At 66.8% G+C, this 24,229-nt stretch carries 17 protein-coding genes and 1 pseudogene; 13 read left to right on the forward strand and 5 right to left on the reverse strand.

Annotated elements, in window-relative coordinates:
* The 7 genes and pseudogenes from L6Q67_RS17580 to L6Q67_RS17610 form a co-directional block, all read left to right on the forward strand.
* A partial coding sequence (locus tag L6Q67_RS17580; RefSeq protein ID WP_296572725.1) for a hypothetical protein occupies positions 1–81 on the forward strand: 81 nt, incomplete at its 5' end.
* Positions 78–866 carry a 2-oxo-3-hexenedioate decarboxylase gene (gene dmpH, locus L6Q67_RS17585; RefSeq protein WP_296572728.1) on the forward strand — a complete coding sequence of 263 codons (789 nt, stop codon included), beginning with the start codon at positions 78–80 and terminating at the stop codon, positions 864–866. The genes L6Q67_RS17580 and dmpH, both read left to right, overlap by 4 nt.
* Positions 867–881: 15 nt before the next feature.
* A pseudogene (locus L6Q67_RS17590) lies at positions 882–1,076 on the forward strand (2-hydroxymuconate tautomerase); the annotation flags it as partial.
* A gap of 129 nt (positions 1,077–1,205) precedes the next feature.
* Complete coding sequence (locus L6Q67_RS17595; protein WP_296572431.1) at positions 1,206–2,207, forward strand: YCF48-related protein; 1,002 nt, start codon at positions 1,206–1,208, stop codon at positions 2,205–2,207.
* Positions 2,208–2,215: 8 nt separating this feature from the next.
* The gene (locus L6Q67_RS17600) at positions 2,216–4,603 is read left to right on the forward strand and encodes an MMPL family transporter (protein ID WP_296572434.1); all 2,388 of its coding nucleotides are present in this window, start codon (positions 2,216–2,218) and stop codon (positions 4,601–4,603) included.
* An 80-nt stretch (positions 4,604–4,683) separates the two neighbouring features.
* A complete protein-coding gene (locus L6Q67_RS17605) occupies positions 4,684–6,681 on the forward strand; it encodes a DUF1302 family protein (RefSeq protein ID WP_296572444.1) in 1,998 nt (665 codons plus the stop codon).
* A gap of 17 nt (positions 6,682–6,698) precedes the next feature.
* Positions 6,699–8,006: a DUF1329 domain-containing protein gene (locus L6Q67_RS17610; RefSeq protein ID WP_296572448.1), complete on the forward strand. Its 1,308-nt coding sequence runs from the start codon at positions 6,699–6,701 to the stop codon at positions 8,004–8,006.
* Between the two features lie 100 nt (positions 8,007–8,106).
* Here L6Q67_RS17610 and L6Q67_RS17615 read toward each other — a convergent pair whose 3' ends face one another.
* A complete protein-coding gene (locus L6Q67_RS17615) occupies positions 8,107–8,889 on the reverse strand; it encodes a gamma-glutamyl-gamma-aminobutyrate hydrolase family protein (RefSeq protein WP_296572450.1) in 783 nt (260 codons plus the stop codon).
* A gap of 197 nt (positions 8,890–9,086) precedes the next feature.
* Here L6Q67_RS17615 and L6Q67_RS17620 point away from each other — a divergent pair, with 197 nt between their 5' ends.
* The 3 genes from L6Q67_RS17620 to L6Q67_RS17630 are packed head-to-tail and all read left to right on the forward strand — an operon-like array spanning position 9,087 to position 12,755.
* A complete protein-coding gene (locus L6Q67_RS17620; RefSeq protein WP_296572454.1) occupies positions 9,087–10,343 on the forward strand; it encodes a cation:proton antiporter in 1,257 nt (418 codons plus the stop codon).
* Positions 10,340–11,488 carry a YbdK family carboxylate-amine ligase gene (locus L6Q67_RS17625; RefSeq protein WP_296572457.1) on the forward strand — a complete coding sequence of 383 codons (1,149 nt, stop codon included), beginning with the start codon at positions 10,340–10,342 and terminating at the stop codon, positions 11,486–11,488. Before L6Q67_RS17620 ends, L6Q67_RS17625 begins: the two co-directional genes overlap by 4 nt.
* Positions 11,481–12,755, forward strand: a complete 1,275-nt coding sequence (locus tag L6Q67_RS17630) for a hypothetical protein (RefSeq protein ID WP_296572460.1) — start codon at positions 11,481–11,483, stop codon at positions 12,753–12,755. Before L6Q67_RS17625 ends, L6Q67_RS17630 begins: the two co-directional genes overlap by 8 nt.
* 49 nt (positions 12,756–12,804) lie before the next feature.
* Here L6Q67_RS17630 and L6Q67_RS17635 read toward each other — a convergent pair whose 3' ends face one another.
* Entirely contained in the window at positions 12,805–14,070 is a 1,266-nt protein-coding gene (locus L6Q67_RS17635) for a putative Na+/H+ antiporter (protein WP_296572463.1), read from the reverse strand.
* A gap of 294 nt (positions 14,071–14,364) precedes the next feature.
* On the opposite strand from L6Q67_RS17635, the gene ppnN reads away from it, so the two are divergent.
* Entirely contained in the window at positions 14,365–15,738 is a 1,374-nt protein-coding gene (gene ppnN / locus L6Q67_RS17640; RefSeq protein WP_296572465.1) for a nucleotide 5'-monophosphate nucleosidase PpnN, read from the forward strand.
* 19 nt (positions 15,739–15,757) lie between these two features.
* Here the strand turns inward: ppnN and L6Q67_RS17645 are convergent, their stop codons facing one another.
* The gene (locus L6Q67_RS17645; RefSeq protein WP_296572468.1) at positions 15,758–16,489 is read right to left on the reverse strand and encodes an SDR family oxidoreductase; all 732 of its coding nucleotides are present in this window, start codon (positions 16,487–16,489) and stop codon (positions 15,758–15,760) included.
* Between the two features lie 45 nt (positions 16,490–16,534).
* On the reverse strand, positions 16,535–19,444 hold the full coding sequence (locus L6Q67_RS17650; protein ID WP_296572470.1) for an EAL domain-containing protein: 2,910 nt from the start codon (positions 19,442–19,444) through the stop codon (positions 16,535–16,537).
* A 257-nt stretch (positions 19,445–19,701) separates the two neighbouring features.
* Between L6Q67_RS17650 and L6Q67_RS17655 the strand changes: the two genes are divergently transcribed.
* Positions 19,702–21,393 carry a hybrid sensor histidine kinase/response regulator gene (locus L6Q67_RS17655; RefSeq protein ID WP_296572473.1) on the forward strand — a complete coding sequence of 564 codons (1,692 nt, stop codon included), beginning with the start codon at positions 19,702–19,704 and terminating at the stop codon, positions 21,391–21,393.
* 14 nt (positions 21,394–21,407) lie between these two features.
* Positions 21,408–21,764 carry a response regulator gene (locus L6Q67_RS17660; RefSeq protein WP_296572476.1) on the forward strand — a complete coding sequence of 119 codons (357 nt, stop codon included), beginning with the start codon at positions 21,408–21,410 and terminating at the stop codon, positions 21,762–21,764.
* 38 nt (positions 21,765–21,802) lie between these two features.
* Here the strand turns inward: L6Q67_RS17660 and parC are convergent, their stop codons facing one another.
* Positions 21,803–24,109, reverse strand: coding sequence for a DNA topoisomerase IV subunit A (gene parC, locus L6Q67_RS17665; RefSeq protein ID WP_296572731.1), 2,307 nt, complete (start codon positions 24,107–24,109; stop codon positions 21,803–21,805).
* Positions 24,110–24,229 lie beyond the last annotated feature (120 nt).

Genomic DNA, 24,229 nt, shown 5'->3' on the forward strand with positions numbered 1-24,229 from the left:
CGCGGCATGGTGGGCGGGCAGGAGGACATGATCGAGGATACGGCCATCACCATGGCGCGGGCACGGGGGCTGACGGCATGAAACTCGACCACAACACCATCGCCCGCCTGGCGGAGCACCTGGAAACCTGCGAGCTGGAAGTCCGGGACACGCTGAAGCTCACCGATGAATATCCGGACATGGACTGGGAGGACGCCTACGCCATCCAGGACGAGATCCGCCGCCGCAAGCAGGCCCGCGGTACCCGCATCGTCGGCCTCAAGGCCGGCCTGACCTCCTACGCCAAGATGAAGCAGATGGGGGTCGAGACCCCGTGCTTCGGCTTCATTACCGATTACGGCTCGGTGCCGGACGGTGGCGAGGTGAAGGTTTCGGAACTGATCCATCCCAAGATCGAGCCGGAGATCGCCTTCGTGATGAAGCGCGCCCTCAAGGGCCCCGGCTGCCATATCGGCGCCGTGCTGGCCGCCACCGATTTCGTCATTCCCGGCATGGAGATCATCGACAGCCGCTACCGGGATTTCAAGTTCGACCTGAAGAGCGTGATCGCCGACAACACCTCGTCGGCCCGCTTCGTGATTGGTGGCCAGCCGCTGCCGGTGAGCGAAGTGGATCTCCGCACGGTGGGGATCGTGATGGAGAAGAACGGTGAGCCGGTGGCCTTCGGTGCCGGCGCAGCAGTGCTGGGGCACCCGGCGGCGGCCATTGCCATGCTGGCCAACCACCTGGGCGCCCGGGGTGAGGAGATCCCGGCCGGTGCGCTGATCCTGTCCGGGGGCATCACCGAGGCGGTGGCCGTGGCGCCGGGCGACAACGTCAGCCTGCGCGTCCAGGGCATGGGCTCGGTGTCGGTGCGATTCAAGTAAAGCCAGAGGGAGAGAGACATGCCTTTCGCACAGATCTACATGATTGAAGGCCGCACCGAGGAGCAGAAGCGGGCGGTGATCGAAAAAGTGACCCAGGCCCTGCAGGAGGCCGTGGGGGCCCCGGTCCAGAACATCCGCGTGTGGATTCACGACGTGCCCAAGGAAAACTGGGGCATCGCCGGCGTCAGCGCCAAGGATCTGGGCCGCTAGGCGCCTTACACGCCGCAGGCCGGCAGCCCGCGGCGGGTGAATGAAGTCGCCCTGACAAGAACTCCAGGCCACGGCCATGGAGCAGGGGTGGCTTTGCGCCGGAAAAACACAAAAACTGGAGGAGACCCAGTGAACAAGACATACCTGAGCCGCGCCCCGGGCGTGGCCTTCATCGGCGCGGGGCTCATCGGCCTTGCCGGCTGCACCGCCCAGGCCGACCTGTCGGCGGTGGCCATCGAGGCCGCCCGGCCCGTGCAGCGCTATGACATGACCCAGGCCCTGGCCAGCAACGGCAAGGTGGTGGTGGCCGGCACCCAGAGCGGTGCCGTGCTGGTGTCCACCGACAACGGCCGCAGCTGGAAGCGGGAGATGCTGGGGGGCAGCTCCCTGATCGGTATCGCCACCTGCCCGGACGGGCGCTTCGTGGCGGTGGATTTCTATCGCAAGGTGTGGAGTGGGGACACCGCCGGCACGGGCTGGAAGTCGGTGCCCCTCGACAAGCCCCGCACGCCCCTGGCCATCAGCTGTGACGGCAAGGGGCGCTGGTGGGTGGCCGGCACCGGCGCAACCCTGGCGGTGAGCGCCGATGCGGGCGCCAGCTGGACGGTGACCGACATGGGCGAGGACGCCCAGCTCACCAGCATCCAGATGGTGGATGACAAGGTCGGCTTCACCGCGGGCGAGTTCGGCCTGGTGGCGACCACCACCGACGGCGGCGCCACCTGGACGCGCCTGCCGCCCATGCCCGACGAGTTCTACCCCTACGCGACCCTGTTCACCAGCCCCACCGAGGGCTGGGCCAGCGGCATTGCCGGGCAGATCCTGCATACCCGGGACGGCGGTCGCAGCTGGGCCCGCCAGACCAATATCGGCCGCATTCCCCTGTACCGGCTGTTCGTGCATGAGGGCGTGCCCCACGGCGTGGGCGCCGGGGGCGGCGTGGCCCGCCTGGAGGGCGAGGCCTGGCGCAGCGTGGCCTACCCGGACGCCGTGCCGGTCTTCCTGGCCGCGGCGGTGTCCCTGCCCGATCAGCACGCCATCGTCGCCGGCGGCCCGGGGGGCCTGCTCCGCGTGATCGGCACCCAGGCCGCCCAGGCTTCCACCGCAACCACCGCCGCTGCGGCCCAGTGAGACGCATCATGGTCAGCCAAACCCGTCACCGCATCACCCACGCCCTGCACCGGGCGGAAGAATGGATCTTCGCCAACCCGAAGATCGTCCTCGGCCTCATCCTGGTCATCACCGCGCTGTTTGGCGCGGCCCTGCCGAAGCTGCGGATCTATTCCGACTTCGCCGACCTGCTGCCCCAGAACCACCCCTACATCCAGACCTACAACCGCCTGAAGGAGAACTTCGGCGGCGCCAACATGATCGTGATGGCGGTGGAGGTGGAGAAGGGCACCATCTTCAACGATGAGACCCTGGCCCTGATCCACCAGGCCACCCAGGGCGTGGATGACCTGCCCGGGGTCAATCACAACCTGGTCTCCAGCCTGACCCACCGCACGGCCCGCAAGATCTTTCTGGACGAGCAGGGCGGCTTTGCCTCCGAGTCCTACTACGACCCCGGCAAGACCACCCGCACAGTGGCCGAGCTGGAGCAGCTCAAGAAGGACGTGATCGCCAACCCGACGATCTATGGCCTGCTGGTGTCCCCCGACATGAAGGCGGCGCTGATCAAGGCCCAGCTCAACGAGGCCGACATCGACTACCCGAAGACCTTCGAAGCCCTGCAGAAAGTGCGCGAGAAGCTCTCGGTGCCGGGCCACAGCATCCATGTCACCGGCAATCCGGTGCTCACCGGCTGGGTGTACACCTACCTCAACCAGATCGTCGAGATCCTGGCCTGGACGCTGGCCCTGATCACGGTGCTGCTGATCGTGTATTTCCGGCGCTTTTACGGCATTGCGCTGCCGCTGCTGGGCATCGCCCTGTCCACCATCTGGGGTCTCGGCTTCATGGCGGTGATGGGCATCAACCTGGAGCCCCTGTCCCTGCCCATCCCCTTCCTCATCGCCGCCCGCGCCACGTCCCACGGGGTGCAGCTGGTGGTGCGGTATTACGAGGAGCTGGCCATCGTCAAGAACGGACAGAAGGCGGCGCGCAACGCGCTGGATGCCCTGTTCCGGCCGGGCTCACTGGCCATCATCATCGACGCGGTGGGCATTGCCGTGCTGGTGCTGGGGGCCGCGCCCTTCAACCACAAGCTGGGTGTGGCGGCGGGCTTCTGGGGTTTCTCGGTGATCTTCACAGTGCACTTCATGGTGCCCCTGGCCCTCACCGTGCTGCCGGCGCCGAAGAACACCGTAAATGCCAATGAAGGGGTGCGCAACTTTCTGGGCGCGGCCATGGCCCGTACCGGCGGTACCGACGGTGGCGCCCGCAGCATCCTGCTGCTGACCCTGATCGGCGCCATCGGTGGCCTGTATTTCGTGGGCAAGGTGCAGCTGGGTGAATCCGAGCCGGGCTCGCCGCTGCTCCACACCCACCACGACTACAACGTGTCCACCAAGGCCATCAACACGCGCTTCCCCGGTTCGGAAGAGCTGCACGTGCTGATGCGTACCGACGAAAAGGGCGGCATCAAGCGCCCCGAGGTGATGGCGGCCATCGAGCGCTTCCAGGCCCACATGCTGTCCGACCCGACCCTGGGCGGCGCCAAGGCGATTCCGGGGGTGCTGCGGGTGGTCAACAAGCTCACCCACAACGATGACCCGCGCTGGATGCAGGTGCCCGACACCGCCGATGAAGTGGGCGGGCTGATGTTCGCCTACATGGCCGCCAGCCCGATTCCCGGTGCCCTGAAGGAGTTCGTGAACGCCGACGAGAACGAGGCGAACATGGTCTTCTATTACAAGGACCACCAGGCCGACACCATCAACCGGGTGGTGGCCCTGGCCGAGGAGGGCAAGAAGAAGCTGGAGGCCGAGGTCAAGGGCATCCACATCGAGCTGGGCGGCGGCATCGTGGGGGTGACGGCGGCGGGCAACCAGGCCCTGCACACCGACCACATGATCATCATCCCCACCGTGATGATCATCGCCTTCCTGCTGGTGATGGTCTATTACAGCTCGGTCCACGCGGGCTGGCTGATGGTCCTGCCCATGCTCTTTGCCACCCTGATGACCTATGCCTACATGGGCGCGGCGGGCATCGGCATCAACGTGAACACCGTGCCGGTGATCGCCGTGGGTGTGGGCGTGGGCATCGACTACGCGGTGTATTTCATGGACCGCATCCGCGAGGAGTTCGCGGTGCTCCAGGACATCAAGCAGGCGGTGATCCGCGCCGTGGCCACCACGGGCTACGCCGTGTCCTTCACCGCCGTCACGCTGATTGCCGGCGTGGTGATGTGGATCTTCATGTCCGACCTGCGCTTCCAGTCGGATGCAGCGGTGCTCCTGTCTTTCATGCTCATCGTCAATGCCATCGCCGCGGTGCTGATCGTGCCGTCCTGGTGCGTGGTCTTCAAACCCAAGTTCGTCACGGCCGCCCATTACGACGAGGACGGCGTGCTGGAAACCTGATCAAGGAGGAAGCAACCCAGCGATTCAAGGGAGGGCGGCCGGGGGACGGCCGCAATCGACACAACCAAGGAGGAGACACCATGAAGAACAGATCAAGCCGGAAGACACCGGCTCTCAGCCTCACCGCCCTGGCGGTGGCTGCCGCCCTGCCGGCCTTCGCCCAGGAAAACCTGCCCGACATGGGCAGCTCCAGCGAGCCGTGGCAGGTTGACACCTTCTACGAGAACCACACGGCCTTCCGTGGCCGGGACGACACCGGCAAGGTCGTCGGCCTGTCCAAGTTCCGCAACACCATGCAGGTCGAGGCCGACAAGAAGCTTTCGGGCGGCTGGGTCTTCCACAGCGTCCTGCGGGGCAGCTGGGACGGCGTGTATCGGATGAACAAGGGCCAGTATGGCGAAGACGCCGGCGGTTCGATTGGCGCCCAGAGCACCCTCGGCGGCAGCCTGACCGATGTGCCCTGGGGCACCACCTCGCCGGCCGGCCCGATCGGTTACACCGCGGTGTCGGGCCTGGGCTATCCGGGGGCTGCGAACAACAAGTTCCTGGATGCCTACCCCAACAATCCCAACGACGGCCTGCGGGTGCTGGGTGACCGCTGGCACAAGGTGAACGGCGGCGTGGCCTTCGCCACCCCGGTGCGCCCCTGCAATGTGGACAAGCGCGGCTGTACCGACTTTGGTGGCTACGGCGACAAGAGCACCAGCGACCTGGAGTTTCCCGAGTTCAACAGCCGTCTCGACTTCCTCCGTGAAGCCTACGTGAAGAACAGCTTCGACATCGGTGGCGGCCAGGAGCTCTTCCTCAAACTGGGCAAGCAGCAGGTGGTGTGGGGCCGTACCGATCTGTTCCGGGTGCTGGACGTGATCAACCCCGTCGATTACTCCCGCAACAACATCTACGACGAGCTCCAGGACATCCGCATCCCCATGTGGATCGCCCAGGCCGAGTGGCGCATGGGCGCGTCGGAGACCATGCAGGACCGCAACCTGCAGGTGATCTGGAACATCGATCAGTTCCGCGCCAACAACCTGGGCCAGTGCGGCACCGCCAACGTGGCCCTGGACGCGGGCTGCTTCTTCCGCGGCATGCGCACCCTGTGGGACTACGGCGGCACCGTGTCGAACTTTGCCAACGTCGGCCCCGACACCTACCTGGCCACCAACTTTGGTCCGGGGCAGATCGGTCTGGCCAATGTGAACCTGCCCAAGTGGAGCCTGGCCAACACCCAGATCGGTACCAAGTTCGAAGGCGTGACCATGGGCGGCCTGAACTTCTCGCTGAACGCCTTGCATTACCGCTCCCAGCTGCCGTCCCTGCACGGGGGCAAGCGCGCCACCAACTCCTTCACCGGGCAGTACCAGAACGCCTGGCCCTACCTGATCTCCTTCGACATGGAGTTCCCGCGGGTCAACCTGCTGGGCGGCTCCATGGACTTCCAGTCCGAGACCCTGGGCGCGGCCTTCCGCTTCGAGGGGGCGATGACCTGGGGTGAGGAGTTTGCCAACACCAACCGTGAGCAGCTGTATTCGAAGAACCGGGTGTGGCGCAGCGTGATCGGGGTGGACCGGCCGACCTTCGTGCCCTGGATCAACCCCCACCGCACCACGCTGTTCTCGGCCCAGCTGTTCTGGCAGCACATCTTCGACCACGAGCGCGAAAACGGCGGTGTCGGCGAGCGGGGCATCCCCGACTTCAAGGACAACGTGATCGGCACCCTGCTGATGAAGGGCTTCCTGGCCGGCGACCGCATCAGCCCGCAGCTGATCATCGCCCGGGACTTCCGCTCCCGCACCCACGCCATCGCCCCGGCCCTGGAGTGGAGCACCACCGACAAGCTCAAGTTCACCTTCGGCGCCAACTTCAAGGGCGGCTCCAACGGCGGCAACAGCTTTGACGACTGCCGCTCCTGCAACCCCTTCGCCCCCTACACCTCCGGCACCTATCCGGGTGATCCCATGGCGGCCTATTCCCGCGGCCTCTCCGGCATGGAGCCCCTGGGCCGCTTCCGCGCCGGCCCCATCGGCTCCGCCATCCGGGAAGACGAGATCTTCCTGACCATGCGCTACAAGTTCTGATCGAGGAGACATTCATAATGAAGAAGACCATCATCGCCACCACCCTGGCCCTGTTTGCTGCCGGCGCCGTCCATGCCGCCACCGAGGCCGACGTGGAGAACACCTTCAACCCCTACAAGGGCGGCTTTCCCAAGGCCGCCGGCCTCAACGCCGGTACGGTGATCAACAAGGGCAACGTGGACCAGTTCAAGGACGCGGTTCCGGCCGGTGTGTACAAGCTGCTGAAGGACGGCCTGCTGGAGATCAAGGTGGGGCCGACCACCCAGTTCGAGCTGTCCAAGGCCTATATCGAGGCGACCCGCAAGAACCTGGGCAAGGCCAAGCTGGGGGCCAAGAACGGCGATATCGAGGGCTACGTGGCTGGCCGCCCCTTCCCGGAAGAACCCGATGCCAAGGACCCCCGCGCCGGCGAGAAGCTGGCCTGGAACTACAAGTACGGGGTGAACTGGGGCGACAACGCCGCCATCTATCCCTTCTACTGGAAGTACCGCAACATGCAGACCGGGCAGGTGGAGAAGACCCTCAAGCTCAACATGCACTTCCTGAACTTCAAGCACCGGGTCAAGGATGCCCCCGTGCCCGAGGTGACGCCCAACCCGTCCGAGCTGTTCCGCGCCATCTACATGAAGGTGCTGGAGCCCCAGGATCTGAAGAACACCCAGCTCCTGATCCAGCGCTACGAGGACGACCAGAAACTCGACGACGCCTACCTGTACCTGGGCTTCCAGCGCCGGGTGCGCCGCCTGGCCACCGGCCAGACCACCGACGCCTTCCTCGGCTCCGATCTGATGATCGAAGACTTCGAGGGCTACAACGGCCGCATCTCCGACATGAAGTGGACCTACAAAGGCACGAAGAACGTGATCCTGCCCATGTGGAACCACAACGAGCTGAAGCTGGCCGGCGACATGCCCGCCGAGTCCGACGGCTACAAGTACGTGAACTTCGGCGGGCAGGGCGGCTGCTTCCACGAAGGCACCTGGCAGCTGCGCAAGGTGTACGTGCTGGAGGCTGCGCCGGTGAACGCCAACCACCCGATCAGCAAGCGCGTGTTCTACATGGACGCCCAGCTCGGCAACCTCAACGGTGCCAACGAGATCTACGACCGCAAGGGCGAGCTGTGGAAGGTCTTCATGGTCGGCAAGTCCCATCCGGATGCCCATCTGCCCATCAACAAGGGCTCCGGCATCGGCATCGACGATGCGTTCTCCATGGTGGATGTGCAGAGCAAGCACTGCACCACCGGCCAGTTCAAGGGCCAGGTGGACGGCAAGCTCAACCCGCCCTCCATGTTCCAGGTGCAGTACATGCGCGGCGGCGACTGAGCCTGATCTGACGTCCTGATACACGACGGCCGGTGGAGCGATTCACCGGCCGTTTTCATTGGGGGGGGCCGGCCTGCCTCATCCATCCCGCCCTGCTGCCTCAACGGCACTGCCGGGCGGCGCTCAGGAAGGCCTCCAGCAGCGGTGTGCAGTCCAGCAGATCGTCTCGCCCCGGTGTGTGGAACTCGGGGTGCCATTGAACACCGACCACGAAGGGATGGCCCGTGTGGCGGATCGCCTCGATCATCCCGTCATCGCTGGATTCGGCTTCGGCCACCATGTCCCGCCCCAGGCTGCGCACGCACTGGTGGTGGATGGACACTACCTGCCCGCCATCTGCCGAGCCGAACCAGTGGCTGAAACGCCCGCGCTCGGCAAAGCGCACGCCGTGGTTGTGGCGATCGTAGGCATCGGCCTGGTGGCGGGCTGCGTCGGCGAACTGGCTGGGAATGTCCTGGTAGAGCGATCCGCCAAAGGCCACGTTGATGAGCTGCATGCCGCGGCAGATCCCCAGCACCGGCTTGCCGGCTTCCACAAACTCGTGGAGCAGCTCCATCTCGTAGGCATCCCGCACCCGGTCGCCTGACCACTCATCCTTCAGGGGGGCCTCCCCGTAGGCTTCGGGGCTCACGTCGGCGCCGCCCTGGAGCACCAGTCCGTCCAGAAAGCCGGCGTAGTCCCGCAGGCGGATGTTGCTGCGGTGGATGGGGCCGTCCTTGAGGATGGAAGGCACCATCAGCACCATCACGTCCCGGGACATGACCCACTGGGCGATGGACTGTTCCAGCACTTGCAGGGTCTTGGATTCGATGCCGACGGCGCCGTCCCGGGGGTGGAACAGGCGGGCCGACAGGCCGATGCGGAGGGGCTTGGTTCTGCTCATGGGAGGTCCTGTACGGGAAGAAGGGCAGGATATTCCGGGTTGCCTTATGTATTGGCCTAAATTATATTGATATAAATATAGTTACCTGGATTGTCGATGTCCACTCCCGTCACCGCACCCTCGCTCACACCATTTTGCCGGCCTGCCTTGCGCAGGCCTGGCGGTGTGGGCCGTGTGCACAATGAGGTAGCAGGCGCATGAGCGGCCTGCGTAGTGCTTGGGAGACCCTGCAGGACAGGCTCTCCTTCTTGCCACCGATGCCCGAGCAAGCCGATCCGCTGGCCCTCATGGCCCTGCTGCTGGTGGCGGGCCTGCTGGCGGGGGAGGGGCTGCACAGGGCCCTGGGCCTGTCGCGCATCGTTGGCTATGTGCTGGCCGGCGCCCTTGCGGGGCCCGGCGGGCTCAACTGGCTGGACCGGGAGACCCTGGCCCTGGCCAGGCCGGTGGCCGACGCGGCCCTGGGGCTGCTGCTGCTGGAAACCGGGCGTAATCTCGACCTGGGCTGGTTGCGGGCCAATCCGGCCCTGCTGCGTACGGCGGTGGCCGAGTCGGGGCTGGCCTTTGCGGGCGTGTTCCTGTTTTCGCTGGGAGTGGTCGGGCTGAGCCCGGCCTGGAGCGCGGCCACCGCGGCCATCACCATGACTTCGGCGCCAGCGGTGGTGCTGCTTACCGCCGAGGAGTGCCGTGCCCAGGGGCAGGTGACCCAGCGTACTCTGCTGCTCACTGCCATAAGCAGTGCCCTGGCCTTCGTGGTGTTTGCCCTGGTGCTGGGGCTGATTCACGCTGAGGAGGCGGGAGACGGGCTCAACGCCTTCATCCATCCCCTGTGGGTGCTGGGGGGCGGTGCCCTGATCGCCCTGCTGTGCGCGCGCCTGGCCCTGGGGCTTGCCGCTCGCCTGGAGAAGAGCGGTGCTGGCCAGGTTTTTGTGCTGGTGGCGGCCGCCCTGCTGGCCATCGGGTTGGCACGCATGGCGGCCGTGCCGGTCTTTCTGAGCCTCTTCCTGATGGGCGTGGCCGTGGGGCAGCTGGACCGGAACCGGGTGCTGGCCTATACCAGCCTGCCCCAGGGGCACTGGATCCTCGCCATCGTGCTGTTTGTGGTGACCGGTGCGATGCTGCCCCTGGGAGACGCCACCGGGCTGATGCTGCTGCAGGCCCTGGGCCTGATCCTGGTGCGGGGCCTCGCCAAATTTGCCGGCGTCATGGCCACGGGTCGACATGACCTCCCGGCGGGGCGCCGCCGCTTGCTGGGGCTGGGTGTTCAGCCCCTGTCGGCCACGGCCGTCTTCATGGCCGCCGAGCTGGCGGCCTTCTATCCCGAGGTCAGCGCCCAGGCCCTGCTGCTGCCCCTGCTGGCGGCGGCGGTGATGGAATTCATCGGGCCGCAGCTGTGCCGCCGGGCCTTCGTTCTGGCCGGCGAGGCGGCCCTTCCCACCCGTGAGCCTCCGCCATGAATCCCTTTGCCAACCTGCCATTTACGACCAGCCGGCCCCTCACCCTGGGGGTGGAACTGGAGCTGCAACTCGTCTCCCCCCGGGACTTTGACCTGACCCGGGCGGCCACCGATCTGCTCGCCAGCCTGCACCATGACGGCCGCTGCGGCGACGTGAAGCTCGAGATCACCGAGAGCATGATCGAGGTGAATACCCAGCCGCGGCAGGACGTGAGCGCAATCGCCTCCGACCTCGAGGGGCTGCGCGGGCTGCTGGTCGAACACTGCCGGCGCAACAATGTGGCCATCTGTGGCGGCGGCACCCACGCCTTCCATCGTTGGCCGGAGCGCCGCATCTGCCCGGGGGAGCGCTTTGCCTTCCTCAACGAGCGCTACGGCTATCTCAGCAAGCAGTTCACGGTGTTCGGGCAGCACATCCACATCGGCGTGACCTCGGGGGACGAAGCCATCTGGCTGACCCACGCCCTCAACATGTATGTGCCGCATTTCGTGGTGCTGTCGGCTTCGTCCCCGTTCGTGGACGGGACGGATACGGCCTTCGATTCGGCGCGGCTCAATGCCGTGTCGGCCTTTCCCCTGTCGGGGCAGGCGCCGGACGTGCGGGACTGGGCGGCCTTCCTGGATCACATGGCGGTGCTGCAGGCCTGCGGGGTGGCCGAGAGCATCAAGGACCTGTACTGGGACGTGCGGCCCAAACCCGAGTACGGCACCGTCGAGGTCCGCGTTTGCGACACCCCGCTCACTGTCGACCGGGCCGCCGAGCTGGCCGCCTTTGCCCAGAGCCTGGCCCGCTGGCTGCTACGCGAGCGCCCACCCATCGACCCGCCCATGCAGGCGCTGGTGGCGCGCTACAACAAGTTCCAGGCCTGCCGCTTCGGTTTTGATGCAGAGCTGGCCGACCCTCTGGCGCGCTGCAAGCGGCCCATTGCCGAAACCCTCGCCGGGCTCCTGGACAGTCTGATGGACGATGCCCGGGATCTGGGCTGCGACAAGCAGATCGAAGCCCTGCGCAGACTGGTGGAGAGCCGCCAGGGCGACGCCACCGTGCTGCGTGGGATGGCCCGCAGCGCCGGCAGCCTCAACGAGCTGACCCGGACCGCAACCGAGTTCTTTGCCCAGCCCTCTCGCTATCACCGTCATGATTGAACCTGCCTCCAGCCTGATTCGCCCCGCTCTTGGCTGTGTCCTGTGTGTCGCCCTGCCGCTGCTGGCGGCGGAGACCACCTGCCGGACCCAGCGCAGTCTGCCCTCGCCGCCGGAAGGGCAGGCCATTGTCGGGCCGGACGACTGGCTGCGTCCGGGCAACCTGCGTTTCGGGCTGGCCCACCCGGCCCGCTTCATGCCGGGTGACCGGATCGACCCCCCTGCACGTACCGAACGCAGGAGCACGCCCTCGCGACAGATCGATGTAGACCGGACGCAGCTTGTGGATCCGGCCGACGGGGCGGCGCGCAGCCTGCGCCACATGCTGGACAACCGCATCGACGCCGACGGTGTGCTGGTCTTGCGGCGGGGCCGGGTGGTGCTGGACTACCGGCGCACCGGCTTCGATCCGGCTGGCCCGCGCCTGCTGCTGGAGGCCACCCACCCCATTCTGGCGATGATGGTGGTCAAGGCATCGGCCGAGGGCCTGGTGGACCGCAGCAAGGGGGTGGATCGGGTGATTCCGGAGCTGGGTGGCAACAGGGGCCTGGGCAAGCTCTCCCTGACGCGGCTGGTGCATGGCCGGACCGGGCTCGAATGGACCCCCGGGGAACAGGATCGATGGCGTCAGGAGGCTGGATGGACGCCCGGTGGCAGGCTGGGTGTCCGGGCCTGGCTGGCGGCCCGCAGCCCGTGGCCGCGCAGCGCGGAGCATGGCGTGGATCAGCCCTCCGGGCCCGAGGGCGAGCTGCTGCTGTGGGTGGCGGAGAAGGCAGCCAAGAAACCGGCCGCCCAGCTGCTGTGCGAGCTCCAGTCCGGCATCCGGGCCCAGGACACGGCCTTCTGGGCCAGTGACGGGCAGGGCACGCCCCTGGCCGACGGGCTGGCCCTCAGCCTGCGGGATTTCGCGGCCCTGGGGCAGGGCCTGCTGGATGTCCGGGCACGGCCGGGGAGGCGTGCGCTGGTTCCCGCGTGGTTCGTCGAGACCCTTGCCGGCTCCAGCCCGTCAGTCCAGGGACTGCCCTCAGCCTGGCGGGGCCTCGGAGAGGACAGCGCCTGGCAATACCGCTTTGTCCATCCCGGAGGGGGCGGACACCGGACGGCGATCCTCGGCGCCTATGGTACGAGCCTGTATGTGGACTTCGATCGTGCCACCGTGGTGGCCATTTACGCCACCCACCCCGAGCGTGCCTCGCCGCTGCTGATGGCGAGCCTCCAGCGCACCTGGGACGCTCTGGCCCAGGCCGCTGGTGCGCAGGCGGTGCGTTGAACATGCGCGCGTGCCAGAGGCGAGGACACGAGCTGGACCGCTCCGGGGGCTACAGCGCCTGGAAGGCGAAGATGGCGACGCAGGTGGGGGGCAGGGCGGCGAGGAAGAGCCCCAGAGGGCTGATGGACTCGTCGTCGAAGCTCGACTTGAGGATGGCGGCGCCGGCCGGGTTGGGGGCGTTGGCGATGATGGTGAGGCCACCGCCGGTGACCGCGCCGGCCACCAGGGCGTACTTGAACTCGGTCGACACACCCTCGACCAGGGACCCAAGGTAGGTCAGCGCGGCGTTGTCGGTGATGGCCGTCAGGGCCGTGGCGAGGAAGTACAGCAGCTTGGGCTCCACGCCCACCAGGGAGGACTGCAGCCACCACTGCTGCAGGCCGCCGAGGACAACCAGGCCGGCCAGGAAGAAGGCCACCAGCAGCCCTTCACGCAGGATGAGGCGATCCTGGTGCTGCTTGTAGGCTTCGGTGTAGCCCAGGAAGAACAGGAACAGGCCCATGAACACCACCGGGTGATGGGCGAACAGCACGACGCAGACGAGGAAGAACAGGTGGATGCCGGCCACCGTGAAGGGCATCCGCGGGCTGCCGTCGCCCTCGGGCTTGCCCTTCTCGGCCAGCTCGTGGCGGAAGAACCAGGTCAGTACGGCGGCGTTGAAGAACACGGCCGACGCGGCCTTCCAGCCGAAGTGGGAGACCATGTAGAGGGTGTCCCACTGCCATTTGGCGGCCACCATCAGCACCGGGGGGGCAGCAAAGTGGGTCAGGGTGCCGCCGATGGAGACATTGACGAAGAGCATCCCCAGGGTGGCGTATTTGAGGCGGTGGCTGAGATTCTGGCGGAAGTAGCCGTCCCGCAGCATCAGGGCCGCCAGGGTCATGGCAGCGGGCTCGGTGATGAAGGAACCCAGCAGCGGCACCACCGACATGCACAGGAAGAAGGTGGCCACCTCGCGGGAGATCGGGATCATGGTGGCCATCAGCCGCACGGCGCCGATGACGGTGCTGAGGATGGGGCGGCTGGCGGCGATCACCATCACCACGAACACGAACATGGGTTCGGTGAAATTGCGCCCCTCGAGATAGTTCACCGCCGCCTGCTGGCCCGACATCAGCACCAGCGCCGTCGTCAGCACGAAGGCCCAGAAGCCGAAAACCACCTCCACCTCGGCCAGCAGGTGCCACAGGCCTGCATGACGGGGCTGGCTATGGGCCAGGTTGGCGAAGAACTTGGTGGAGAAGGTGTGGATCACCGCGAGGGCGAAGATGACCGTGGCGACGATCTCGGGGGTAGTGGCTGTCGATGGGGTCATGGCGGTGGGCTGTGAGGCGGCGCGAAGGGGCCGGCACGGTAGGGAGTCGGGGCGGATTATGCCGTTCCCGGCGGGACGGGGACAATTGCGTATCACCCTAACGCCGGGTCTGTCCGGTCGATGGAGGGGGCGTGATCTTGTTGTGGTGCACTGCAACATTTTCTCGCCAAACCTGCACTGCTGGCGTTATGCTGGTAGCGCATTGCCCGGCGCTGGCAATGCAGCAAGGTCGGGGATGGCTCCAACGGCCGTCCGGCCTGCCCTTTGCGGACCAGACAAGAGAGAGTTGCAGCCATGGACTACAAAATCATCGATGCACAGGTATCCCCCACCGGGCGTCTGGAAGTCCTGTCCCGGGCCGAGGCGGCCAAGCTGTCCGACGAGGGCGGCGGCGGTCTGCATACCCTTTACCGCAACTGCTCCCTGGCGGTGCTCAACTGTGGCAACGAGCTCGACGACGGCAAGGAGCTGCTGGAGCGCTACCACCGCTTCGACATCCGCATCCAGCAGCGTGCCCGGGGCATCAAGCTCGACATCACCGGCGCACCGGCCACGGCCTTTGTCGATGGCGAGATGATCCGCGGCATCCAGGAGCACCTGATGGCGGTGCTCCGGGACGTGGTGTATGCCAGCACCGAGATCGGTGGCAGCGCCCGCTTCGATTGCGACAGCTCGGAAGGCATCACCAACGCGGTCTTCCACATTTTGCGCAACGCCAATGTGCTGCAGCCCATCACCCAGCCCAATGTGGTGGTGTGCTGGGGCGGCCATTCCATCGGCCAGGAGGAATACGAATACACCAAGCTGGTGGGCTACCAGCTGGGGCTGCGCGGCCTCAATGTATGCACCGGCTGCGGCCCGGGCGCCATGAAGGGCCCCATGAAGGGTGCCGCCCTGGCCCATGCCACCCAGCGCATCACCAACGGCCGCTACCTGGGCTTCACCGAGCCGGGCATCATCGCCGCCGAGGCACCGAACCCGGTGGTGAACGAGCTGGTGATCCTGCCCGACGTGGAGAAGCGCCTGGAGGCGTTCGTGCGCACCGGCCACGGCATCGTGGTGTTTCCGGGGGGCGTCGGCACGGCCGAGGAGATCCTCTACATCCTGGGCATCCTGCTGCACCCCGACAACGCGGCCTTGCCGTTTCCGCTGGTGTTCACGGGGCCGAAGAGTGCCGAGCAGTACTTTCTGCGCATCGACCGCTTCATCGGCCAGACCCTCGGCGAGGCTGCCCGGAAGCGCTACAAGATCATCATCGACGACCCGGAGGCCGTGGCGAAGGAGATCAACGCCGGCATCGGGCAGGTGCGCGATTTCCGCAAGGAGATGCGTGATGCCTACTACTTCAACTGGCTGCTCAAGATCGAGCAAGAGTTCCAGCAACCCTTCCGCCCGACCCACGCGCGCATGCGCGACCTGACCCTGCACCGCAAGCAGCCCACCCACCTGCTGGCCGCCAACCTGCGTCGGGCGTTTTCGGGCGTGGTGGCGGGCAACGTCAAGGCCGAGGGCATCCGCGAGATCGAGCTGCACGGCCCCTTCGAGATCCAGGGCGAGCCCGAGATCATGGGCCCCATGGACGAGCTGATGGCGTCCTTCGTGGCCCAGGGCCGCATGAAGCTGCCGGGCAAGACCTACAACCCCTGTTACCGCATCGCCAAGGCCTGATGGCGGGCGCCTCCGGCGGCTAGGCCGCCGGCAGGCTGCGCAGGTCGCCGTCCACCCATTCCCCGAAGCGTTCGCCGAGCAGGTGCTCGACGAGCCTGCGGGCGGCTTCGGCCGGTGGAGTGAGCTGCCCATCCTGCTTGAGGGCGGCAAAGCGCGCATGCTGCGGAAAATCGGCAGGGTCGCTGGCGCGCACTTCGCCCTGCATGGGAGTGTCCACCACGCCGGGGGCGAGGCTGGCGATACGCAGCCCGGGGATCCGTTCCTGGGCGACCGCCCGGGCGTGCTGGTCGAGCCCGGCCTTGGTGGCGCCATACACGCTCCAGCCAGCGTAGGGGTTGCGGGCGGCGCCGCTGGAAATGTGCACGATGCGCCGCTCGCGGCAGCCCGCGGTGCGGGCCACGAAGGCGTTGGCGAGCAGCAGCGGGGCGGTGAGGTTGAGCTGGATGGCGGTGGCGATGCAGGCCAGGGCCTGCACGCCGCAGGGGGCCACGGGTTGCAGCTGGCCGGCATTGTTGATGAGCAGGGCGGTGTCCGCGTCCTTCACGAAATCGGCCAGGCAAGGGCCGGCGAGCCAGCTTTCCAGGGCACCCGCTGCGGACAGGTCGATGGCGTGCTGGGTCAGACGGGATGCGCTCAGGTCGGTATTGGCGCGGCGGGACAGCCCCAGTACGGGGATGCCCCGGGCCAGCAGGGTTTGCGCGAGCGCGGCACCGAGGCCGCTGCTGTGGCCGGTGATGATGGCCTTGATCATGGTGGAATGCCCGGTGAGAGAGACTCGCCGATGGTACGCCAGCGCTCAGGACGGCGCCTGGGGGGCGGGCAGGTCGGTGGGCTGTTTCAGCAGCCTGACCAGTTCGGCGGGCGGCACCGGGCGTGAGAAGTGATAGCCCTGGCCGACGCTGCAGCCCAGGTCGGTGAGCATGCGCTGCTGCTCGGCGGTCTCGATGCCTTCGGCCACGGTGATCAGGGACATGTCCCGGGCGATGCTGACGATGGCGCGGATGAGGGTCACGTCGTCCCGGTTGCGGTGCAGCTCCGAGACGAAGGAGCGGTCGATCTTGAGCACGTCGAAGCGGAAGTTGCGCAGGTAGGACAGGCTCGAGTAGCCGGTGCCGAAGTCGTCCAGGGACAGCTTCACGCCCAGATCGGTGAGGCTGCGCAGGGTCTGGCTGATCTGACTGTCCAGATCCAGGAAGACGCTTTCGGTGACTTCGATCTCCAGGCGCCCGGGGGCCAGGTTGTTGCGTGTCAGGGCGTCCTTCACCTGGCCCACGAAATCCTGCCGGCGCAGTTGCGGCACGGCCACGTTGACCGCCATGCGTATCGGCGGGGCGCCTTCCGCGTCCCATTGCCTGAGCTGGCGACAGGCTTCGTCGAGCACCCAGCGCCCGATGGCGTGGATCATGCCGGTCTCTTCGGCAATCGGGATGAAGCGGTCGGGAGGCACCAGGGTGCCGGGCTCCGGCTGCCAGCGCAGCAGGGCTTCACAGCCGATGATGCGGGTGCTGGCCAGGTCCACCTGGGGCTGGTAGTGGATCAGCAGCTCCTGTCGTTCCAGGGCATGGCGCAGGCCGTTCTCGATGCGCAGGCGCTCGGTGACCCAGTGGTTGAACTCGGGGGTGAAGAACTGGAAGTTGTTCCGTCCCGAGTTCTTGGCGTGATACATGGCGGCGTCGGCATTCTTCAGCAGGCTGTCGGTGTCGATGCCGTTGTCGGGGTAGAGGGCGATGCCGATGCTGGGCGTGATCTGCAGCTCGTGCTCGCCGATGAGGTAGGGCTGGCCCAGGGCGTTGAGGATCTTCTGGGCCGTGCTCACGGCAAAGCCGGGCTGCTCCAGGCCGGTGACCACCACCACGAACTCGTCGCCACCGAGGCGGCTGACCGTGTCGGACTGGCGGATCAGCCGGTGCAGGCGGCTGGCCACTTCCTGCAGCACGCGGTCGCCCATGGCATGGCCGAGGGAGTCGTTGATGTTCTTGAAGCGGTCCAGGTCGATGAACAGCACCGCCAACTGGTCGCCGTTGCGCCGCGCGGCGGCGATGGCCTGGGCCAGGCGGTCTCCCAGCAGCACCCGGTTGGGCAGCTGGGTGAGCACGTCGAACTCGGCCAGGTGACGGATGCGGTTCTCGGCTTCCTTGCGGTCGGTGATGTCGAGGAAGGTGCCGACGTAGTGGCGCACCTCGCCGCTCGGGCCGCATACGGTGCCGATGCTGATCTGCTCCGGGTAGAGGCGACCGTCCTTGCGGCGGTTCCAGATCTCGCCGGTCCAGCCTCCGTGCTCGCGGATCGACTTCCACATGGCGTTGTAGAACGCAGCGTCGTGATTGCCCGAGCTGAGGAAGGCCGGGGTCTGGCCCAGCACGTCGGCGGGGGAGTAGCCGGTGATGTCGGAGAAGGCAGGGTTTACCGCGAGGATGCGCGTCTCCGGATCGGTGACGATGATGCCTTCGCGGCTGCTCTCGAACACGTGCCCGGCCAGGCGCAGCTCGCCGGCCTGCTGCTCGAGGGTGCGGGTGTGGGTGTCGAGTGCCTGGTGGTAGGTGCCGAAGAGCCGGCTCATCCAGCGCGAGAAGAGCAGGGATGCGGCCAGCGCCACGCCGACCGTCACCGCCACCACCGCCAGCAGATAGGGGAGGCGGGCCGACAGGGAGGTGCCGGCGGCGGCCCGTTCGGCTGCCAGGGCGGACTGCATCTCCTGCTCGAAGGTGCTGGCGATGACCACGATCTTCCAGGGAGCGTAGGCCTGGACATAGGCGGAGCGGGTACTGGGCGCTTCGCCGGCGCTGCGTTGCCAGGGATAAGTGAGGTGCCCGCCGCCGTTCTGGCCGAGTTCGAGCAGCTGGCGCCGGAGGGCTTGTTCGGCCGGCGTCCCGGTGCTGCCAAAGTGCAGACCATTGGCGTGCCGGCCATCCGTGTGCCCGTCGTCGGGGGGCAGGAGCAGCAGGCGGCCGTCACTGCCCATCACCGTGAAGTGGCCGGTGTCGCCGAAGTGCCAGGCGCGCAGGCGGTCCAGGCCTTCCTTCAGGCGTGCCTCCTCCCATTTGTAGAGGTAGTCACCGGTGCCGATGATCCAGCCGTAGGGTTTGAACAGGCGCACATGGGCGAGCTTGTCGGACATCCGGGTCGGGTCGTCCGGCGCGTACCAGCGGTAGCGCGAAAAGCCACCCTCGCTGCTGCTGCGTGCGGCGTCCAGCAGCCCGCGCATGATGTAGTGTCCGGTGTCATCCCGGTTGTCCCACAGGGAGCTGCCTTCCCGGGCCGGAGCGATGGGCAGGAGGATGCAGCGCCCCTGGCTGTCGTCGATGAAGAAATAGCCCCGTCCCTCGAAGAAGCGCTGGGGGCGCAGGGCCTCGATGATCAGGCGCTTGACCTCGGCCTCGGGCCGGCGCCCGTGCTCCCGGGCGTAGATGCCCTGGGCGGTCTGCATGGCCATCGAGACCTTTTCCTGCAGGGCGTCGCGCAGCACGGCCTCGGTGCGCGAATGCACGAAGTCCAGGTAGCCGATGGCGGAGGCCATCTCGGTGCGCAGGCGCTCTTCCTTCTTGCTCTCGAAACTTCGCTCAAGGCGCAGCAGGGCTTCCTGGTGTTCTGCGAGGGCGATCCACAGGAAGCTCGCGCCGAGCGTCAAGGCCAGGGCAAGGACGACGAGCAGCGTCCCCACCAGGTGGTAACGGGGCAGGGTCCGGTCTGTGACGGCTAATTTCATGGGGGTCCGGGCTGACTGCAGGTCTCGGGCGGTGAAACACCCGGATCTTTGTAATGGCGGGCCTTTCTATCACTAAAGTTATAAAACGTCACTACTCTCGAGGGCCTGCGCCTGATTTCGGCGTTCGCCGGCCCCGGCGGCGGACTGGACAGCAGGATTTCGCGCTTCGGGTTCAAGTCGGGGAGGGCTGCTGACGTTAAGAAGCGCAATCGAACACGCACCGTCCAGGGGCCGACGCGTCCATTTGCTGCCAGTCCATGCCAACAGTCAGTCATTCCTCCGGTGTGCAGGATCGCCTGCGCCTCCTTCTGCCCATCGTCGCGGTGGTCGTAGCGCTCATCGTGCTCGTCTGGGGCGCCATCCTCTACAAGACCCGGGCGGAAGAAGAACTCGTCATCCAGGCCATCAACACTGCCAACCTGAATCTGGCCCGGGCGTTCGAGGAGCACACCGTCCGTACCATCAAGAGCGTCGATCAGGCGGTGCTGTTTCTGAAGTTCCAGTACGAGAAGCTGGGCGACCGGGTGAATATTGCAGAGTATGTCCGCGAGGGCATGATCATCAACAGCATCTTCAACCAGCTCGGGGTGATCGACGAGCATGGCACCTACATCCTGAGCAACCTGGCCAATCACAAGACAATGGACCTGTCCGACCGGGAGCACTTCCGGGTCCACAAGGCGCGTGATACCAACGAGTTGTTCATCAGCAAGCCGGTGCTGGGCCGTGCTTCGGGCAAGTGGTCGATCCAGATGACCCGGCGCATCAACAAGCCGGATGGCAGCTTCGGCGGCGTGGTGGTGATCTCGGTGGACCCCTTCTATTTCTCCGATTTCTACAGCGGTGTCGATCTGGGCAAGGACGGCGTGGTCAGCCTGGTGGGCCGGGATGGCATCGTGCGGGCACGGCGTTCGGGTGACAACAAGGAGGTGGGGCAGGACCTCAGCCGCAGCCCGCTGATGGAGAACCTGGCCCGGGCCGAGATGGGCAGCTATCGCTCGAGCAGCCACGCCGATGGCCTGCGCCGCTTTTATGGCTATCGGGCCATGAGGGACTATCCCCTGGTGGTTGCCGTCGGTGTCAGCGAGGACGCGGCGCTGGCCGAGTATCGCGAGCGGCGGGTCGGCTACATGGCCTACGCCGGCGGGATGACCCTGGTGGTGCTGCTGTTCGGGGGGATGGCCATTCACCTGCTGGATCGTCAGATCCGCATTTCAGCCGCGCTTCGTGAAAGCCAGATCAAGGCCGAGGCGGCCAACCGGATGAAGTCGGAGTTCCTCGCCTCGATGTCCCACGAGCTGCGTACGCCGCTCAACGGCATCATGGGCTACGCCGAGTTTCTCAAGGAGAACACCGACGAGACCAACAGGGAGTTTGCCGGCATCATCCTGGACAGCAGCAACCACCTGCTCGAACTGGTCAATTCCATCCTCGATCTGGCCAAGATCGAATCGGGAAAGATGGAACTGGAGCGACGATCCGAGGCCCTGCGCCCGATGATCGAGCGCATCGTGTGTACCCATCGTCCGCCGGCCGACGAAAAGGGCTTGACCCTCGGGCTGGTGATCGACCCGGCCCTGCCGGAGCAGATCATCTGCGACGCCACCCGGCTGGCGCAGATCCTCAACAACCTGGTCAACAACGCGATCAAGTTCACCGATAGCGGTGCAGTGAATGTCGGCGTAGGGCAGGATGGCGGAAAACTGCGCATTGTCGTGGCCGACACGGGCTGTGGCATCGACGCCGAGATGCAGCCTCACGTCTTCGAGCGCTTCCGCCAGGTGGATGGCTTCCTGACCCGACGCCATCAGGGCACCGGCCTGGGTCTGGCCCTGGTCAAGGAGCTGGTGGCACTGATGGGGGGCGAGGTGGTGCTGAGCTCACGTCCGGGGGAGGGGAGCGAGTTTGTCGTCAGCCTGCCTCTTGAGCCGGGCACTGCGGCGACCTAGGGAGGATGAAGTCGATGAAGGTGCTCATCGTGGATGACCAGAAGGTCAACCGTACGCTGCCCAGCGTGCTGCTGCGGCAGCTGGGCTGCGAGGTGATCGAGGCGGATTCCGGCGAGGCGGCCCTGGTGGCCCTGCGGGGGCAGTCCATGGACGCGATCCTCCTCGACATCAGCATGCCGGGCATCAGTGGTACGGAGGTGTGCCAGCGTCTGCGCGGCGATCCGGCGCTGGCCGGGCTGTACATCGTCGCCTACACCGCCCACGCCTTGCCCGAGCAGCGGGTCGAGATGCTTGCGGCGGGCTTTGACGAGGTGCTCATCAAGCCCATCAATCGCCAACGCCTGCTCGAGGCGCTCAGGCTGCCCCTCTGAGCGGACCGGCCCCGCAGGGGGCCAGCCGCCATTGCCCATCAGTCACCCCGCAGGCCGCTGGCCTCCGAGCGGCCCGGTGCCGGCTTGCCCTTGCGGGCGCGCTTGCCCAGCCAGGCTTCCCAGTCCCGGGCGCTGACCGCCAGCTCCACGGGCTTGCCGCCCCGGGTGGCGGCAAGCAGGGTCAGGCCGCTGCGGGCGACGCACACCGCGCCCAGCTGCTCGCCCTCATCCAGGCCCATGATGATCACGCCCTTGCCGCCTCCCGAGAGCTCCTTCATCTGGTCGAGGGTGAACACCAGCAGGCGTCCGCGGGTGGACAGGGCCGCCAGGTGGGCACCCTCGTCGTCGCCGTCGAAGAGCACCGGCGCCAGCAGGCGGTTGCCGTCATCCAGGGTGACGAACTGCTTGCCCGCCCGCTTGGTGGCGCTCATGTCCCCCAGGCGACACAGGAAGCCGTAACCGTCGGCGGTGGCCAGCAGTACGCGCCTGTCGGCCGGGCCGGCCAGCACATGGGCCACCTTGCTGCCGCTGGGCAGCTCGACGAAGGACGCCAGCGGGGCGCCGTTGCCGCGGCCGTCGGGCAGGGCCGATACGGCCACGGTGAGGGCGCGGCCGCCGTCACTGAGCACGATCAGGTTGTCCACGCTGCGGCACTCGAAGGCAGAGCCCAGGCGGTCGCCATCTTTGAAGGCCACGTTGGCCAGGTCCACGCCATGGCCGCTGCGGCAGCGCACCCAGCCCTTTTCGGAGACGATCACGGTGACGGGCTCGTCCACCACGGTCTGGGTAACGCCGGCGCGGGCGGCTTCTTCCACCAGGGTGCGGCGGGCGTCGCCGTACTTGTCGGCGTCGGCGCGGATCTCCTTGATGACCAGGCGGCGCAGCTTGCCGTCGTTGGCGAGCAGGGCTTCCAGCTCGGTCTTCTCGCCGCGCAGCTCGGCCAGCTCGCGCTCGATCTTGATGCCTTCCAGGCGGGCCAGCTGACGCAGGCGGATCTCCAGGATGTCCTCGGCCTGGCGGTCGGAGAGGTCGAAGCGGGCAATCAGGGCCGGCTTGGGCTCGTCCGACTCGCGGATGATGCGGATCACCTCGTCGATGTTGAGGAAGACGATGTGCCGGCCTTCGAGGATGTGGATGCGGTCATCCACCTGGCCCAGGCGGTGGGTGGTGCGCCGGCGCACGGTGACGACGCGGAAGCGGCCCCATTCGTGGAGGATGTCGGCCAGGTTCTTCTGCCCAGGGCGGCCGTCCAGGCCGATCATCACCAGGTTGATGGACGAGGAGGTTTCCAGGCTGGTGTGGGCCAGCAGCAGGTTGGCAAACTCGGTGACGTCCTGGTTGCGGCTCTTGGGCTCGAAGACCAAGCGCACCGGTGCGTCCTTACCCGATTCGTCGCGCACCCGGTCGAGGGCGGCGAGCATCACAGCCTTGAGCTGGGCCTGGTCGGCGTCGATGGATTTCTTGCCGGCCTTGGGCTGGGGGTTGGTGAGGGTCTCGATCTCGAAGAGCACCTTCTGGGCCGAGACGCCCGGCGGCAGCTCGTTGACCACCAGCTGCCACTGGCCCCGGGCCAGGTCTTCGATGATCCAGCGCGCCCGCAGCTTGAGGCTGCCACGGCCGGTCTCGTAGGCCTGGCGGATGTCGGCCGCCGGGGAGATGAGCTGGCCACCACCGGGGAAATCGGGGCCGGCGATGTGGCCCAGCAGGTCGGCAACCGTGGCCTCCGGGTTCTCGATGGCGTGGATGGCAGCGCTGGCCACCTCGCGCAGGTTGTGGGAGGGGATCTCGGTGGCCATGCCCACGGCGATGCCCGAGGCGCCGTTGAGCAGCACGAAGGGCAGGCGGGCGGGCAGCAGCTGGGGCTCTTCGAAGGCGCCGTCGTAATTGGGGCGAAAATCCACCGTGCCCCGGTCGATCTCGGAGAGCAGCAGCTCGGCGATGGGGGTGAGGCGGCATTCGGTATAGCGCATGGCTGCCGCCGAGTCGCCGTCACGGGAGCCGAAGTTGCCCTGGCCATCCACCAGGGGGTAACGCAGGGAGAAATCCTGGGCCACCCGCACCATGGCGTCGTAGACGCTGCTGTCGCCGTGGGGGTGGTATTTACCGATCACGTCGCCCACCACCCGGGCTGACTTGACGTGCTTGGAGCCCGGTGACAGGCGCATCTCGTTCATGGCAAACAGGATGCGGCGCTGCACCGGCTTGAGGCCGTCCTCCACCTGGGGCAGGGCGCGGGCCTTGACCACGCTCATGGCGTAGGCCAGGTAGGCGCGTTCGGCGTAGAGGTCGAGGGGCAGGGTGTCGCCGCTGCCCAGCAGCGGCAAGGCGGGCGGCGCGGGCGGCATGCCGTCTGCGCCGGTGTCGTTGGGGTCGATGCTGTCGTTCATTCTGTGCTGCGTGCTGCAGGCCGGCGGGGTTGGCGGGGTGGCGCGCGCCTGTCGGGCGCGGCGAAGGCGGCAAAAATA

It is taken from the genome of Zoogloea sp. (assembly GCF_023150065.1).
Lineage (GTDB): Bacteria > Pseudomonadota > Gammaproteobacteria > Burkholderiales > Rhodocyclaceae > Zoogloea.